Origin of the sequence: Streptococcus sp. HMSC072D05 (genome assembly GCF_001815805.1) — a bacterium.
In the GTDB taxonomy this organism is placed as follows: Bacteria; Bacillota; Bacilli; order Lactobacillales; family Streptococcaceae; genus Streptococcus.
In genome coordinates, this window is record NZ_KV822038.1 from 582,138 (window position 1) to 598,945 (window position 16,808).

Sequence of the window (16,808 nt, forward strand, 5' to 3'; positions counted from 1 at the left end):
CAAATGTCGTTTTTTGCGCCTGAACTGACCTTGATAGACAATTCAAGCTATGAGTTTTAAAAAATAGCACCTCCTAAGAGATGCTATCGTTTGGTAACTAGTCTACTGTTTCTTCCAAGTCTTTTAATTTAACCGAAACAATCTTGGACACACCAGATTCTTGCATGGTAACTCCATAGATAGAATCCGCTGCCGCCATGGTCCCCTTACGGTGGGTCACAACGATGAACTGGCTGTCCTTGTCAAAGCGGTTGAGGTAGTCCCCAAAGCGTTTAACATTGGCTTCGTCCAGCGCCGCCTCTACCTCATCCAAGATAACAAAAGGAATAGTCTTAACCCGAATGATAGAGAACAACAAGGCCAAGGCCGATAGGGCTTTTTCACCACCACTCATGAGGTTGAGTGACTGGATTTTCTTACCTGGTGGTTGAACAGAAATCTCCACACCAGCTGTTAAAAGGTCGCCCTCAGTTAATATCAAGTCTGCCTGACCTCCACCAAACATCTGTCTAAAGGTCACTTTAAAGGACTCACGAATCGCCTCAAAGGTTGATTTGAAGCGTTCTTTAACCTCATCATTCATCTCTGTGATGGTCTCAAGGAGTAGGTTTTTCGCAGACAAAATATCGTCTCGTTGGCTATTGAGGAAGTCCAGACGGTTGTGAACTTCTTCGTACTGGTCAATAGCGTCCAAGTTGACAGGACCCAGTGAGCGAATAGCTTTCTCAAGATCTTTAACCTCTTGCTCTGCCAGATTGAGATCTTTCAACTCATGTGCTTTTTCTAGAGCCTCGGTGTAGCTGATCTGGTACTGGTCAGTTAATTGAGCTTGTAGATAGCGCAATCGTTCGCTGACCTTTTCTTTCTTGGCTTCAGCACGTGTTTGTTTGCGAATCCACTCCTCATTCTGCTGACGAGCCTGGTCCAAATGGCTGGCAATATCATCCAGCTGGCCTTCGATATCATCCAACTCAAACTGCTTGCGAATCAAACCTTGCTGGAGGTTTGTTTTCTGAGTTTTGGCCTCTTCCGCCTGTTGACTTAACAAATCCGTATCAACCTTCTCAAGATTATCAACCTTTTCTTGGAGAAGACGCTGGATTTCTTCTTGTTCGATATTCAGATTATCCAGTTCCTTACTTAGACGTTCAATATCAGTCACTTCGTACCGCTTTTGTCCTTGCAGTTCTGACTTAAGCAAGCGCGCTTGAGAAATCTGTTCCTGCAAGTTTTGATATCGTTCTTGAATAGCGTTTTTATTCGACTTAATTTCTTCAATCTCAGTTTCCAGGTTTTGCTTTTCACTGGCAATGGTAGCAAGGCGCTCTTGGCATTTTTCCTTGTCCGCTTGCCAATCTCCTAGAGAAAGACGATTTAATTCCTCTTCTTGAAGTTTCCAAAGAGTTTCTAACTCTTCCACTTGCTGATTGGTTTGTTGATAAGCAAGGTACAAGCCTTGCTCATGGATACGAGCCTGTTCTCCCTGAGATTTGATGGCTTCTAATCTTTCTGTCAATACCGCCTTCTCATCTTGCAGTATCTTCAAACTTTCTTCTTCCGAACGCAGACTAGCTTCTTCTTCAGCAATTTCTTTTTGTAATTGCTCTAGCTCTGGCTTGATGAAGATACTGTTATTCTGGCGATTGGCACCACCCGCGTAGGAACCACCTGTGCGCAACTCTGTCCCATCCAGTGTCACCATACGAACTTGGTAACGAACTTGACGAGCTGCGGCACGCGCATGTTCTACGGTGTCAAAGATAGCCGTCGTAGCTAACAAATTCTTAAAAATGGCTTCTAGTCTCTTGTCAAACGACACCAACTCATCTGCCATTCCCAGAAATCCTGGACTTGCTGCGATAGCATCTTGATTCTGACTAGATATTGTACGTGCCTTGATAGTCGTCAATGGAAGAAAAGTTGCACGACCAGCTCTGTTACGTTTTAGGAAATCAATCGCCTTTGTTGCCGCGTTTTCATCTTCTACGATGATATGCTGACTGCTAGCTCCAAGTGCAATCTCCAAAGCAGTTTGATAATGCACATCAAAGGTCAAATGTTCACTGACTGCACCAATGATCCCACCAAGACGGTCTTTTTCTTGAAGAACACTCTTAACACCCGCATAAAAGTTACTATGATTTTTTAGGATGTTTTCTAAACTTTGGGCTCTAGCCTGCTTGTTTTTGAGACTGTCTAGACGGTCAAAGAGTTGGCTCTGCTGGGCTTGGAAAGAAACTTTCTGCTCCTCTTGTTCCTTGGCACTAGCTTGGTAGTCTGCCAATAATTTCTGAACTTTCTCCTTGGCAGTTTCAAGCTCAGCCTGTTGTTGACTGGCCTTCTCTTTAGCTGTAGCCAGTTGTTCTTTCAGTTTCTCAAGTTGATCTGCTTGTTTTTGAGATAACTGACGGCTGTTCTCTAGTTCATTCTCGATGCGGGTCAACTGGTTTGAGACATCCGCTTCTTCTTGTAAAAGAGCCACAAAACGTTCACGCAGGAGCTCGATCATCTGGTCAGGATCATCTGAAAAAGCCAGCAATTCCGCTTCTAAATGATTGAGTTCCTTATTGTTTTCAGCTAGACTTTCCTCTAACTGTTCCAAGTTCGCTTCTTTTTCAGCCTTTTCCTTACTTAGAGCCTTTCTCTTATCTTCCAAAGTTGCCAAACGGGTTTGTGCTTCTTGTTGATTAAGGGCAACTTGCTCAGATTCCAGTTTGGATAGGGCTAGTTTTCGCTCTAAGTCACTGATCAAACTAGTCAAATCCATTAAGCTCCCTTGGTCTTTAGCCATTTCAGCTTGCAGATCCTGACGTTTCTTTTTAAGACTTTGATTTTCCTCTTCTAACTCTTCACGTTTTTGGTAATAGCTAGTCAAAAGTTCCTGAACCTGAGTTAGTTCTTCCTCGGTCAGCTCCAGTTCAGCCTTGTTTTCCTTGATTTGGGCAACCAGTACATCCAAATAAATCGCCTTGCGTTGACCATCCAAGTCGAGAAACTTACGAGCATTCTCGGCTTGTTTTGCAAGGGGCTTGATTTGATTGTCCAACTCATAGATAATGTCCTCTAAGCGATCGAGATTGTCTTGAGTTTGTTGCAGTTTGCTTTCTGTTTCTTTTCGACGAGTCTTGTATTTCAAAACTCCAGCAGCTTCTTCAAAAATAGCTCGACGTTCTTCAGGCTTAGAATTAAAAATCTCCTCAACCTTCCCTTGGGAAATAATAGAGAAGGAATCCCGTCCCAGACCTGTATCTAAGAAAAGGTCATGTACATCGCGCAGACGGACTTTCTTGCCATCAATTCGATACTCGCTATCACCACTACGATAGATATGACGCTCTACCTTGATTTCTTGCCCCGCATCCTTGATAAAACCATCTACATTATCCAAGGTCACAACAACCGAAGCATAATTCAATGGTTTCCGACTTTCAGTCCCAGCAAAAATGACATCGGGCATCTTGCCACCACGAAGGCTCTTGACACTAGACTCCCCCAAGGCCCATCGCAGACTTTCTGTGATATTTGATTTTCCAGATCCATTTGGCCCAACGACAGCAGTCACACCTTGGTCAAAGACGACCTTGGTCTTGTCAGCAAAGGACTTGAATCCCTGAATCTCAATTTCCTTTAAATACATGAATTCAGCCCTTTCTCAACTGCATTTTTTGCGGCCTCTTGCTCTGCTAATTTTTTAGAACGGCCTTGGCCTTTTCCGATGCTCTTGCCCTCAACCAGAACTTCTACATCAAAAACCTTATCATGGGCAGGTCCCGTTTCAGAGGTCACCTGGTAGCGAATATCCACATCTCCATTGACCTGGAGCAGCTCTTGCAGGTGCGTCTTGTAATCCTTAATCATTTCAAAGTCACCTGCTTCAACCTTGGGGATCATGACTTGATAGATAAATTCTTTTACTCTAGCAACATCCTTGTCCAAAAGCAACGCTCCCAGAAAGGCTTCAAAGGCATCGCCAAGAATGGTGTCACGATTGCGCCCACCAGACTTTTCTTCCCCTTTTCCTAGCTTGATAAACTGATCAAACTGGCAATCACGCGCAAAACCAGCCAAACTCTCCTCACGGACAATCATAGCACGGAGTTTAGACAAATCTCCCTCCGGTTTCTTAGGATATTTTTTATACAGATATTCTGAAATCAATAACTGCAGAACAGCGTCTCCTAAAAATTCCAAGCGCTCATTGTGTGAAATTTTTAAGAGGCGGTGCTCATTGGCATAACTCGTATGAGTAAAGGCAGTTTCCAGTAGCTTTTTATCCGCAAATTCGATTGCAAAACGGTCTTTCAGTACAGTTTGTAATTCTTTCATACCAACCTCTTTCTAACTGATAACAGTCTTTCTTATTATATCAAAAAAAGCCCCCTGAGTCACTTTAAAACAGGACTAGAGGGGATTTGAGCATTTTTTAGAACAAACTTTTCAATTTTAGGGGCAATATAAAGAAAAAAGCCTTTAAATATGGCTTTCTTAGGCTATTTACATCCACCCTGAGGGAATCGAACCCCCATCTCAAGAACCGGAATCTTACGTGATATCCATTACACTAAGGGTGGAAACTTGTCTTATTATAACAGAAATTTGCTCTAATAACAAGTTTTTTATGGGTGGAGTATGCGTCTATTAGTGGGATGCATCACCATTCCAGATAGAGTTTTTCACAATCACATAATCAACGTGCTTGAGGTCAGCAACCTTTCGTCCACCTGCATAAGAGATAGCACTTTGCAAGTCCTGCTCCATCTCAGTAAGGGTGTCTTGCAAATGCCCTTTAGCAGGCAGTAAGATGCGCTTACCTTCCACATTTTTATATGCTCCTTTTTGATATTGAGAAGCTGAACCATAGTATTCTTTGAACTGTTCGCCATCAACTTCAATCGTTTTCCCTGGGCTTTCGATGTGTCCTGCAAAAAGGGAACCGATCATGACCATGCTGGCACCGAAACGGATAGACTTGGCTATATCACCATGAGTACGAATCCCACCATCAGCAATGATCGGTTTACGCGCAGCTTTAGCACACCAACGTAAGGCAGCCAATTGCCAGCCACCTGTACCAAAACCAGTCTTGACTTTGGTGATACAAACCTTACCAGGACCGATTCCAACCTTAGTAGCATCCGCACCGGCATTTTCCAATTCACGAACAGCTTCTGGTGTCCCCACATTTCCAGCAATGACAAAAGTATTTGGTAATTCTTTCTTGATGTGTTGAATCATAAAAATCACACTATCCGCATGACCATGAGCAATGTCAATCGTGATATACTCAGGAGCATCAGCCTTGAGTTGGCTAACAAAATCATACTCGTAATCCTTGACACCGACAGAAATGGAAGCAATGAGCCCTTGATCGTGCATGCGTTTGATAAAAGGAATGCGCCCAGCCTCATCAAAACGATGCATAATGTAAAAGTAACCGCCTTTAGCTAGTTGCTCTGCTACGTTCTCATCCAAAATCGTCTGCATATTTGCTGGTACAACAGGTAGTTTGAAAGTGTGATTTCCAAGTGTGACACTCGTGTCTGCTTCTGCACGGCTTTTAATGACACATTTATTTGGGATCAACTGAATATCTTCATAATCAAAAATTGGAAATTCATTTAACATATCGCTGTCTCGTTTCTTCTATAATGACCTACCTATGCTTGCGCATCCCTACGCCTTTTCCCGACGTTTCCTTGACTTATTATAAACCAAAGTACAGTTTTTGTCAAATATTTTCAATAATCAAATCATATCGTTCGGAAATTACTTGTATAAATAGCAAGAGAAAGAGGAGAGATTAGACTCTTTCCTCTTCTTCAATCTTAATAATACTCACCTTGACGGTAGTCCCATGAGTTAAAGGTATCTGACAGGTGCATCATGATTTTATCAATGTCAAGCCCTTTACGGATAACGACTGGTGCTGGCGAGATTGAACGTGCTCCACCTTGTTCTGGGATGAGTTTCCCGTCTTTATCAACCATTGACACCATTACACCTTGCTCGTAGCGCGTTTCAATCGTTTTGTCAGGTTGGATAGATGCCACATAGTCGTCTGCTTCAATGACAAGATCCACTGCTCCTTCGATACGTTCTCCGATACCTTCCACCTTACCGCGGTTTCCTTTACCAGATGGGTTAGCTGATGAGGCATAGACCATTTTACCTTCTTCCCAAAGTTTAGCAGCCAACTGTTCACCAGCTTTACCAAACTTGATGACAAAACAGCTAGTACCACGAACGTCTGTCATGAGTTCTTCACGACCATCACCATAAGCTTCGAGTTTCTCAAAGGCTTCTGGTTTCCAAGGAAGGATACAACCGAGGAGAATGTCTTCGTCCCAATGTTTTTGGTAGAAGGCTTCAATTTCTGGGTTGAGTTGTGCTAAAGCGCGTAGCTCGTCCATGCTACCACAAAGTACAACACCTGGTTTGTTACGGTTACGCTCTTTAGCTTCAAATTTGCGTTCAAGACCTGCCTTATCGCTCGTCATGATAATGTAACCAACTTTTGTGGGGCAAACGATACATCCGCCCTCACCTTTTAAAATGTCATAGCCTTCTTGTGAAAGTGTTCCGTTCCATTGAATGTGTTTTGTCATAGTTCTATATTTCCTTTTCTATTTTTCTAATCCTGCCAGTAGGCCGGTCGTTGTTTTTCATAGGCAGCAATCAAGTCTTCATACTGCAAAGTAATTCCGATATCATCCAAACCATTTAAGAGCTTGTGTTTCCACTCGCTATCTATTTCGAAAGTGAATTCTCCAACTGGTGAGATGATTTTTTGTTGTTCCAAGTCCACAGTTACCTGGTCAGTCGGTTTGAGTTGGGCTAGCTTTTCTCTAACCTCTCTAGGCTGAACAATGGGCAACATGCCATTATTGAGTTCATTATTGTAATGAATATCACCGAAAGAACCTGCAATCACGACCTTAAAACCATAGTCGGCCAGAGCCCAAGCTGCGTGTTCTCTGGACGATCCTGCGCCAAAGTTGTCCCCTGAGATAAGAATACTGGCTTTACGGTATTCTGGTCGGTTAAAAACAAAGTCTGGATCCTCAGTATAGTTATCGTCCAGATAACGCCAAGCATACATGAGGTACTTACCAAAGCCTTTTTTATCAATTAACTTGAGAAACTGCTTGGGGAGTATTTGGTCGGTGTCGATGTTATCATTCATGAGAGGAACGGTCGTTCCTGTATAAACTGTAAATTTCTCCATATCCTCTCCTTACTGGGCTTCTGGCATTTGTCGAACATCTACGAAACGCCCTGCGATAGCTGCTGCCGCTGCCATGGCTGGACTGCAGAGATGAGTCTTAGCGCCAAATCCCTGTCTGTCTTCAAAATTGCGGTTACTAGTTGAGGCACAGTGAACACCATCAGGGACCTTGTCAGGATTCATCCCTAGGCACATAGAACAACCTGGGTCTCTCCATTCAAAGCCAGCATCTAAGAAGACCTTATCCAAGCCCAACTTCTCAGCAGCTCGTTTGACAGGACGAGAGCCTGGAACCACGATAGCCGTTAAGTTGGGAGCAATTTTCTTCCCTTTGACAAATCGCGCAGCCAGCTGTAAGTCACTGAGTCGAGCATTGGTACAAGACCCGATAAAGATATAACCTAGTTCAATATCCGCTGGCTTTTGGCCAGGCTCCAAGTTCATGTAATGATAAGCTCGTTCATCATTCATATCCTTAATTTCTGGAAAACTACTGTCAAAGTCGACGCCCATAGCAGGATTGGTTCCCCAGGTCACCATAGGAGCCAAGTCTGAGACATCCATCCGGATAACCTTATCATAGACAGCATCATCATCGCTGACAAGCGTCTTCCAGTCAGCAACCGCCTCCTCGAAAGCTTCGGGAACGCATTCCCGTCCCTTGAGATAGTCATAGGTAGTCTGGTCTGGATTCATAATTCCCATCTTGGAGCCAAACTCGATGGACATATTGCAGATGGTCATTCTCTCTTCCATGGTCAGTGCATCAATTGCTTGCCCACGATATTCCACCACATAGCCAACACCACAGGCAACGCCGTACTTGGCAATTAAGGCGAGAATGTAATCCTTAGAATAAACTCCTTTTTGAGGAACACCAGTGAATTCTACCAGCATTTTCTTGGGTTTAACTTGCCAGAGTGTCTGAGTAGCAAAGACATGCTCAACCTCACTGGTCCCAATCCCAAAGGCGATAGCTCCGAAAGCTCCGTGAGTAGCTGTGTGACTGTCTCCACAGACGATGAATTTTCCTGGTTGGGTCCGTCCTGTTTCTGGACCTACCATGTGAACGATTCCCTGCTTTTCAGAACCGTGGGCCGCATGTTCAATCCCAAACTCCTCAACATTTTCAGCAAGCTTATCAATTTGGGCCTTAGAAATAACATCTCGAATATCATAGATGTTGACCGTTGGTACATTGTGGTCAAAGGTTCCAAATGTCAAGTCTGGTCGTCTCAATCTGCGGCCTGCATCTCGTAATCCTTGAAAAGCTTGGGGACTAGTCACTTCATGAATATAGTGCTGGTCCACATACATGAGTTGGGGCTGCCCTTCTTCTCCTGTGATGACATGGCGGTCCCATAATTTATCAAAAATTGATTTTCCTGCCATCCATTACCTCCAAATAAAATATAAGGCTACTAGCGTGGTCACCATCCCGAGAAACCAAACTGTTTTAAAATACCATTTTCTAGTCTTGTGATGAAAGGTGATTCCTGCCAACCAGGCACCAAAACCACCACAAGTAAGGGCTAAAATGAGTAAGATTTTCTCTGGGACGCGCCAAGCACCTCTTCTTGCCTTGGATTTGTCAATGCCATAAATCAAGAAAATCAGCAAATTCCAAATCAAGAGGGCAAGCGTGATTCCTTCATTTATCTTCATAATCTTTCAATGATGGCTTCTGTCATTTCCTTAGTCGAAGCCTGTCCTCCAATATCTCTTGTTAAAATGCCAGCCGCTAAACTAGCTTCAACAGCACGCTCGATACGCTCTGCATCCTCATAACGTCCAAAACTGTCTCTCAACATCATAGCAACTGACAAAATCATAGAGATAGGATTGGCAATTCCTTGACCTGCAATATCAGGCGCTGAACCGTGAATAGGCTCATAAAGACTTGGCCCCTTTTCAGAATGACTGGCTGATGGCATAACACCAAGAGTGCCTGATAGAACGCTTGATTCATCAGATAAGATATCTCCAAAAAGATTTTCCGTCACGATGACATCAAACTTGGCAGGATTGGTAATCATGATCATGGCAGCTGAGTCCACCAACTGGTGCTCCAAGGTTACATCTGGAAAATCTTGCGCAACCTCCTCAGCTACTCTGCGCCAGAGTTTTGAAGTCGCTAGAACATTTTGCTTATCGATACTAGTAACGATTTTTCTGCGATTTCTTGCAATTTCAAATGCCTTGCGAATAATCCGCTCTATTTCCTCATAGCTGTAGTCATTGATATCACGCGCTTTGCGCTCTTCAAGAATATGATCTCCAAAGTAAATCCCCCCTGTCAACTCACGTACCACGACAAAGTCTACACCAGCAATTCGTTCGGGTTTGAGAGGTGATAAATGCTTGAGACTGTCAAAAATCTTAACAGGTCGAATATTGGCATAGAGATTGAGTTCCTTACGAAGAGCCAGCAAGCCTTGTTCAGGCCGAATCGCTGCCCCATCATACTGAGGACTACCGATAGCCGCAAGGAGAATAGCATCTGCTTCTCTACATGCCTTGAGGGTTTCATCAGGTAAGGGATGCCCCGCAGCATCAATACCTGCACCTCCAAAGGGGCATCTATCTATCTCATAGTCAAAACCTGTTTTTGAAGCTAGAGCTCCTAGAACTGCTAAACCAGCTTCCATGATTTCTGGACCGATTCCATCCCCTGCTAGAGCTACTATTTTCTTTGTCATAGCCTTCTCCTTTACACACTAGGCATGTCTCGGTAGGAAACGCTATGCCCCATTTCACCTGCATTCTCTTTTTGAACAAAGGTATTTGCATTGATATAGGCAATAGCGGAGGCCTTCAATACATCGAAATCAAGACCTGCTGCATTAAAGATGGTTTCTGTATCTCTGTTTTCAACAGTGACCAAAACCCGAGCTTGAGCATCAATTCCATCCGTTACCGCGTCAATAGTATAGGACACCAAGCGAACAGATTGGTTAAAGAACTTATCGATAGCGTTAAAGATTGCTTCAACGGAACCTTGCCCTGTTGCATTAAATTCGACTTTCTCACCATCCATATTGGCTAGGCTAACGAGAGCTTCAATGTCATTATCTGCATGAGTTTGAAGTTGTAAATCATCAAAGTGGAAGCCTTCTGGGTTTTCAACCATGGTTCCAGCTACCAGAGCTCGAATATCTGCATCTGTGATTTCTTGTTTCTTGTCCGCTAGTGCCTTGAACTTAGCGAAGAGTGGTTTGATATCCTCTTCTGTAAAATCTAGGGCCAGTTCTCTTAGTTTTTCAACAAAGGCATGGCGACCAGACAATTTACCAAGTGGAAGGCTATTACTCTTGACACCGACCAATTCAGGTGTGATGATCTCATAAGTGAGAGGATTTTTAAGGACTCCATCTTGGTGAATGCCAGACTCGTGAGAAAAGGCATTACCACCAACCACAGCCTTGTTTTTAGGAACTGGAATACCAGAGAAGCGAGAAACCATTTCAGACGTATTCATTGTTTCATCCAAAACAATATCACTAGTTGCTTGGAAGAAATCCTCACGAATCTTCAAAGCAACAGCAACTTCTTCAAGAGCAACATTACCTGCGCGTTCACCGATACCATTAATAGTTCCCTGGACACGTCCAGCACCGTGTTTAATTGCTGTCAAAGTATTTGCAGTTGCCATACCGAGATCATCGTGACAGTGAACACCAAAGACAACTTTATGATCTGATTTAATATTTTCAGTCAAGTAATCAAAGATACGTGCAAACTCTTCTGGAGTCGTAAAGCCAACTGTGTCAGGGATATTGATATAAGATGCACCTGCATCGACCGCTGTTTGAACGACTTGCAAGAGGAAATCCAACTCTGTTCTAGTCGCATCTTCAGGAGAGAATTCGACGATTTCAAACTTAGAACGTGCATAAGAAACATGTTCCTTGATAGCTTCTAAAATCTCTTCCTTGCTCTTATTGAGCTTATACTTGCGGTGAATCGGACTGGTAGCGATAAAGACATGAATTTGGGGATACTTGGCATCCTTGAGCGCCTCATAACAAGCATCAATATCAGATTTTACAGAACGAGCTAATCCTGTCACTGCTGTTTTTTTCATGACTTTAGCAATTTCTTGAACGGCTATAAATGAATCTGGACTAGCAGCCGGAAAACCAGCTTCAATTACAGAAATTCCCCATTTCTCCAGCTGTCTTGCAATGGAAACTTTTTCCTTTATTGAGAAGTTAACACCAGGTGTTTGTTCCCCATCACGAAGGCTTGTATCAAAAAATTCAACTTTACGCATAAGATTTCCCCTTTTCCAAATGTGGTTTTAAAAAAACATCTCGCTCAGAAGCCCAAGCGAGATGTTGATTTACTCCCGCTTGGTAAGCCAAACAGGACTAATGCTTTTGCACTAGCCCGAGTACCTCAACAACAAAGCAAATTGATTAAACTTAGCTGTTTTCATGTTTGACTTTCTCCTTCGTTTGATATCTTGTTTAGTATTTTAGCATAGCTAAAAACACTTGTCAAGAAAAAATCCATTATTTTCTGAAAATTTCTTCAGTAAAGAATATTTTGCTAATTGAAAGTATTTGAAAACTCAAGCGAATTTTCTTATTTTTTCACAGTCAAGTTCCAACTTTTTTCGATGAGTTCTAACGCTTCTTCATCTTGCAAACTATCATCAAGTGCCAGACTAAGCCAGTAGCGTTTATTCATATGAAAAGCTGGATAAATACCCTTTTGTGAAAGCAGGTCAGCTACTTGGTCGTGTTTGAGGTTGACTGCTTCGACTAGCCCTTCTCTCCCCTTTTCCAGCTTATCCCATGGGATTCTCATCACAACAGCATACCACTTTTGATTGCCTTCATGGCGCAATACAGCTGTATCAGGAGACTTTTCCCACAGATACTCCAACTGATTACCATACTTTTCCTGAACTTGAGCCATGATACGCTTAGTCTGAGGGCAGATAAAATCCTGTACATCAAAGCATGCCTTCCGAATCTGGTAAAGAATCTCCAAACAAGCCTCACGGACACTTCCGACAAAACTTCCCCGCATGCTTTCCATATGAACTTGAGGATAGAGATCTCCCGTTTCCTGGTCAAAGACAAGAAAACTCACATTATCAGGAGCGATGGAGACTGTCATGAAAAATTCACCCTGCAAAATCTGGCAACTATAGGTCCAGACTTCTCCATTTTCTACAAAACCATAGGCGTGAGCTTTTTCTTTATTAAACTGATAGGATTTAAAAATTTCAAACATAAGTGAAAACTGCTACCAAAAGCTAGCAGTTCCTTTCTATTTTTTAAAAGACAACCTTGGTTCCATGCAATTGTGTCACACCCAGTTGGTCGATAAAGGTTTGACGGCTGTCCAAGTCAATCCCACCACCAGGTAAAATTTCAATTTTACCTTTTGCATGTTCCAAAATTCTGTGATAGTGAGCAAAACGTTTCTCTAGCAAGTCTCCAGACACACCAGCACGAGTCAAGATACGAGTGACACCGGCTTGGCTGAGCCAGTCAATGGCTTCCAACTGATCTTCATCACTCAATTCATCAAAGGCCATGTGAAAGACAATTTCCATTCCTTTAGATGCGACAATCAGCTTCTCAAGATTAGCCTTATCCAACTTCTTATCAGCAGTTAATGCTCCAAAGACGACCCCTTGACTACCTGCTTGAGCAGTCAAACGAATGTCTTCTAGCATAATAGCAATTTCTAGGTCATTATAGACAAAGTCGCCACCACGTGGACGAATCATGGTCATGATGGTCGTATCGTAGTTAGCTGCCAGTTCAACAGCTGCCTTGGTTACTCCATAGCTTGGTGTTGTCCCTCCTACTGCTAGATTGTCACAAAGTTCGACTCGACGAGCTCCAGCCTGCATCGCTTTTTCAAGCAAGGTCACATTTTCAGCACAAAATTCGTAAATCATTTGATTCTCCTTGATGTTTTCTTTAAATTTATTATATCATATTATTTTAAATATGCTTTCATTTTTATCAAGGCAAATAACTACTATTTTTATCTATTCTTTGTCAGGAATGACTTTAAAGAGATAGTAGGTGATAAAGACAGTCAAGGCTCCCAGACCGATTTTGACTGGCAAAAGAGGGGCAAAATAAATAGAAATTCCCATCAAGATATAGATAGAAACGATGATTTTTTTCTTGCGTTCTCGCGCGATTGACTTGGTTTCCCGAAAATCAGCTACATAGGTCTGATAAAGCTTTGTATGATAAAGCCAGTCTTCAAAACGCTTAGAAGATTTTGAAAAGCAAGCGATAGCTAACAAAAGAAAGGGAGTTGTTGGTAAAAGTGGTAGGACAACTCCAATAACAGCTAAAGCCAGTGAAATAAAGCCAATACAGAGATAAATGATACGCATGATTTCTCCTAGATAAATTACTCTTCCTCTAGTTTCGCATACAAGGGGGAAATTTGTCAAGCATCAACAAAAAAGAGCCTGAAATTCATTTTCAGGACTCTGCATTTTATTTAATTTTCTCTTCTTCGTAGTCGCCATTACTACATACAACCTGCTTACCACCACCACGGACTTTTTTCTCCACAAGGAAGTGTCCACATTTTGGACAGTCACGGCCAATTGGTTTGTCCCAGGAAGTAAACTCACATTCTGGATAGCGATTGCAACCATAGAAGATACGATTGCGCTTGGTTTTGCGTTCGATGATTTGTCCTTGATGACAGCTTGGACACTCGACACCAATCTCCTTAACAATCGCTTGTGTATGACGGCAGTCTGGGAAGTTGCTGCAAGCATAGAATTTACCAAAACGACCGAGCTTAATCACCATTGGACTGCCACAAACTTCACAGTCAAATCCAGCTGGCTCATCCTTGATCTGGATTTTTTCCATTTCGGATTCAGCCTTGGCTACTTCTTTAGAGAATGGTTTATAAAATTCATCAATGACACGTTGCCACTGCTCTTTTCCAACCTCGACATCATCCAGTTTTCCTTCCATCTCAGCTGTGAAGGTCACGTTTACGATATCTGGGAAATATTCAACAATGAGTTTATTGACAATTTCTCCCAACTCTGTTGGTTCAAAACGTTTTGCTGCCAGACGAACGTAGTAGCGTTTTTGGATGGTTTCAATGGTCGGAGCGTAGGTTGACGGACGTCCAACCCCATTTTCCTCCAAGGTCTTGATAAGAGTCGCTTCCGAATAGCGAGCTGGTGGTTGGGTGAAATGTTGTTCTGGCTTGCTATTGACCTGCTTGACCACATCCCCAACTGCCATATCTGGCAACATTTTGTTCTTGTCAGAGTCGTTGTAGATAGCAAGATACCCATCAAACTTAACTTGGCTTCCATTTGCCGCAAACTGAACCCCATTTTGAGATAGCTTAACAGCCATGGTATCAAAGATAGCTCCCGTCATCTGGCTAGCCACAAAACGGTTCCAGATAAGGGTATAAAGTTTGAGCTGGTCTTTGTCCAAGTACTTAGCGATGCTTTCTGGTGTGTTAAAGACGCTAGATGGACGAATGGCTTCGTGGGCATCTTGAGCACCTGAGGCATTCTTGACCTTGCTACCATGCTTGGAATACTTGCTACCAAAACGGTCGTTAATGTAGCTTGCCGCTTCATTCTGAGCCACAGGACTGATACGAGTCGAGTCTGTACGCATATAGGTAATCAAACCTTGCACACCTGATCCGATATTGATCCCTTCATAGAGCTGCTGAGCCACCATCATGGTCTTTCGAGTACGGAAATTAATTTTGTTAGCCGCATCCATTTGCATGGTTGAAGTCGTATACGGTAGGGGCGCATTGCGTTTGCGTTCTTTCTTATCTACCTGGTCTACTGTGAAATCTTTACTAGTCAAATGGGACAAGACTTCTTTGACCTCTTCATTGGTGGTCAATTTCATCTTTTTGCCATTCATACCATAGAAAGAAGCTTGAAATTGCTTGGTTCCCTTCTTAAAGACTCCATCAATTGTCCAGTATTCTTCTGGTTGGAAGGCATTGATTTCATTTTCACGATCAATGATGAGCTTAAGGGCAACAGACTGCACGCGTCCTGCTGATAAGCCCTTCTTGACCTTTTTCCACAAAATTGGCGAAATTGAATACCCTACCAAGCGGTCCAAGACACGACGAGCTTGTTGGGCGTCGACCAAGTCCATATCAATCTTGCGAGGTTCTTTAAAGGCATTTTTTACTGCGTCTTTAGTGATTTCATTAAAAACTACACGGTTGGCATCATTCTCATCCAAATCAAGGATATGAGCCAAATGCCAGGAAATTGCTTCTCCTTCACGGTCCGGGTCACTCGCCAGAAAGACTTTATTGGCCTTTTTAGCTTCCTTTTTCAAGTCATTAATGAGAGGGCCTTTGCCTCGGATATTGATATACTGCGGTTCATAGTTATTTTCAATGTCGACTGACATACTGGATTTTTTCAAATCACGGATATGCCCGACACTGGCTAAAACCTTGTAATTTCTGCCTAGATATTTCTCAATCGTTTTCGCCTTGGCAGGCGACTCCACGATGACTAGATTTTTTTTAACTGTTGATTTTTTCTTCTTTGTTGCCGTAGCCACACTATCACACCTTTTCAAAGTAATAAACTTTATAAAGTGTAAACCATTTTTCTATAGCTGTCAAGACCTAAGTCCTATATATAGAAGAAAAGTTTATCTGAGTGAACAAATTTCTCCTTAAAATTCAAACTCAGCCAGCACATCTTGACCACTGCTAATCAGCTTTGCTCCCTCTTGGATCAAGTGGTGACAGCCATCTGAATGGCCATCTAAAATATTTCCTGGAATGGCAAAAACATCACGCCCTTCCTCCATAGCTCGCTCACAAGTAATAAGACTACCCGAACGCATCCTTGCCTCTGCTACAATCACACCACGGCACAGTCCAGCAATGATGCGATTACGAGCTGGAAAGTGAAATTTCAAGGGTTCCTCACCTGGTCCGTATTCGCTAAGTATCAAATGGTGATTTCCAATGTGTTCCTGCAAACGTTTATTGGATCGGGGATAAAAAACATCCAATCCTGTTCCAATGACAGCAATCGTTCTTCCTCCATTCTGGAGTGCAGCCATATGGGCAGCCGTATCAATCCCTTTGGCTAAACCACTGACCACAATTAACTCGTTTTCCAAACCTTGAATGACTTTCTGGACCGACTTTGCTCCCTGACTAGAACATGAACGACTCCCTACAACAGCAACCTTTGGAAATTTCAATAAATCCAGATTTCCTTTATAAAACAAGAGCACTGGAGCATCATAAATCTCACTCAGATTCCAAGGATAACAGTCATCAAGAATAGAAAAGGATGGAAATTTCTGAAACTCCTTCTCCAACTGTGCATCATCTATCTGGAAATAGCGTTCCATAAAGACAGCAGGATTACGACACCCAGATATTTCTGCAATATCACCTAGCAAGAGCTCCTGATCTACAGTCTCATCGTATTCAAGAACTGTTAAAATTTGTTGATTGCTCAGCCCAGCTTTTCTCAATTTGTAAATATCATAGTTTGTAATCTTCATAAACATCTCCATTTCTTCTTTTCTACTCATCTATCTATTCGTAAAAAAAA

14 protein-coding genes and 1 tRNA gene are annotated in these 16,808 nt (G+C 42.6%); all 15 read right to left on the reverse strand.

All coding sequences use genetic code 11. The features are described from left to right. Positions 1–97: 97 nt before the first annotated feature. On the reverse strand, positions 98–3,637 hold the full coding sequence (gene smc / locus HMPREF3057_RS08675) for a chromosome segregation protein SMC (RefSeq protein WP_070697255.1): 3,540 nt from the start codon (positions 3,635–3,637) through the stop codon (positions 98–100). Beyond that, positions 3,628–4,326: a ribonuclease III gene (rnc, locus tag HMPREF3057_RS08680; RefSeq protein WP_049520367.1), complete on the reverse strand. Its 699-nt coding sequence runs from the start codon at positions 4,324–4,326 to the stop codon at positions 3,628–3,630. The genes smc and rnc overlap by 10 nt, the downstream gene beginning before the upstream one ends. A 173-nt stretch (positions 4,327–4,499) precedes the next feature. Continuing rightward, a tRNA-Arg gene (locus HMPREF3057_RS08685) sits at positions 4,500–4,571 on the reverse strand. Positions 4,572–4,638: 67 nt separating this feature from the next. Next, positions 4,639–5,625, reverse strand: coding sequence for a GMP reductase (locus HMPREF3057_RS08690; RefSeq protein ID WP_049520368.1), 987 nt, complete (start codon positions 5,623–5,625; stop codon positions 4,639–4,641). A 200-nt stretch (positions 5,626–5,825) separates the two neighbouring features. Further along, positions 5,826–6,605 carry an L-threonylcarbamoyladenylate synthase gene (locus HMPREF3057_RS08695; RefSeq protein WP_049520369.1) on the reverse strand — a complete coding sequence of 260 codons (780 nt, stop codon included), beginning with the start codon at positions 6,603–6,605 and terminating at the stop codon, positions 5,826–5,828. Between the two features lie 26 nt (positions 6,606–6,631). Next, positions 6,632–7,225 carry a 3-isopropylmalate dehydratase small subunit gene (gene leuD, locus HMPREF3057_RS08700; RefSeq protein WP_000410640.1) on the reverse strand — a complete coding sequence of 198 codons (594 nt, stop codon included), beginning with the start codon at positions 7,223–7,225 and terminating at the stop codon, positions 6,632–6,634. Positions 7,226–7,234: 9 nt separating this feature from the next. Then, positions 7,235–8,617: a 3-isopropylmalate dehydratase large subunit gene (leuC, locus tag HMPREF3057_RS08705; RefSeq protein WP_000907571.1), complete on the reverse strand. Its 1,383-nt coding sequence runs from the start codon at positions 8,615–8,617 to the stop codon at positions 7,235–7,237. A gap of 3 nt (positions 8,618–8,620) precedes the next feature. Further along, positions 8,621–8,890, reverse strand: a complete 270-nt coding sequence (locus HMPREF3057_RS08710; RefSeq protein ID WP_000700091.1) for a DUF1294 domain-containing protein — start codon at positions 8,888–8,890, stop codon at positions 8,621–8,623. Then, positions 8,887–9,924: a 3-isopropylmalate dehydrogenase gene (leuB, locus tag HMPREF3057_RS08715; protein WP_049520370.1), complete on the reverse strand. Its 1,038-nt coding sequence runs from the start codon at positions 9,922–9,924 to the stop codon at positions 8,887–8,889. Before leuB ends, HMPREF3057_RS08710 begins: the two co-directional genes overlap by 4 nt. 11 nt (positions 9,925–9,935) lie before the next feature. Then, complete coding sequence (locus tag HMPREF3057_RS08720; protein ID WP_070697257.1) at positions 9,936–11,498, reverse strand: 2-isopropylmalate synthase; 1,563 nt, start codon at positions 11,496–11,498, stop codon at positions 9,936–9,938. Positions 11,499–11,812: 314 nt separating this feature from the next. Next, positions 11,813–12,469, reverse strand: coding sequence for an MmcQ/YjbR family DNA-binding protein (locus tag HMPREF3057_RS08725; RefSeq protein WP_049520372.1), 657 nt, complete (start codon positions 12,467–12,469; stop codon positions 11,813–11,815). 43 nt (positions 12,470–12,512) lie between these two features. Beyond that, on the reverse strand, positions 12,513–13,145 hold the full coding sequence (locus HMPREF3057_RS08730) for a copper homeostasis protein CutC (RefSeq protein WP_049520373.1): 633 nt from the start codon (positions 13,143–13,145) through the stop codon (positions 12,513–12,515). Positions 13,146–13,238: 93 nt separating this feature from the next. Next, on the reverse strand, positions 13,239–13,598 hold the full coding sequence (locus tag HMPREF3057_RS08735) for a YbaN family protein (RefSeq protein WP_001220351.1): 360 nt from the start codon (positions 13,596–13,598) through the stop codon (positions 13,239–13,241). A gap of 106 nt (positions 13,599–13,704) precedes the next feature. Beyond that, entirely contained in the window at positions 13,705–15,792 is a 2,088-nt protein-coding gene (gene topA / locus HMPREF3057_RS08740; RefSeq protein WP_049520374.1) for a type I DNA topoisomerase, read from the reverse strand. A gap of 117 nt (positions 15,793–15,909) precedes the next feature. Continuing rightward, positions 15,910–16,758, reverse strand: a complete 849-nt coding sequence (gene dprA, locus HMPREF3057_RS08745) for a DNA-processing protein DprA (protein WP_000705296.1) — start codon at positions 16,756–16,758, stop codon at positions 15,910–15,912. Between the last annotated feature and the right edge of the window lie 50 nt (positions 16,759–16,808).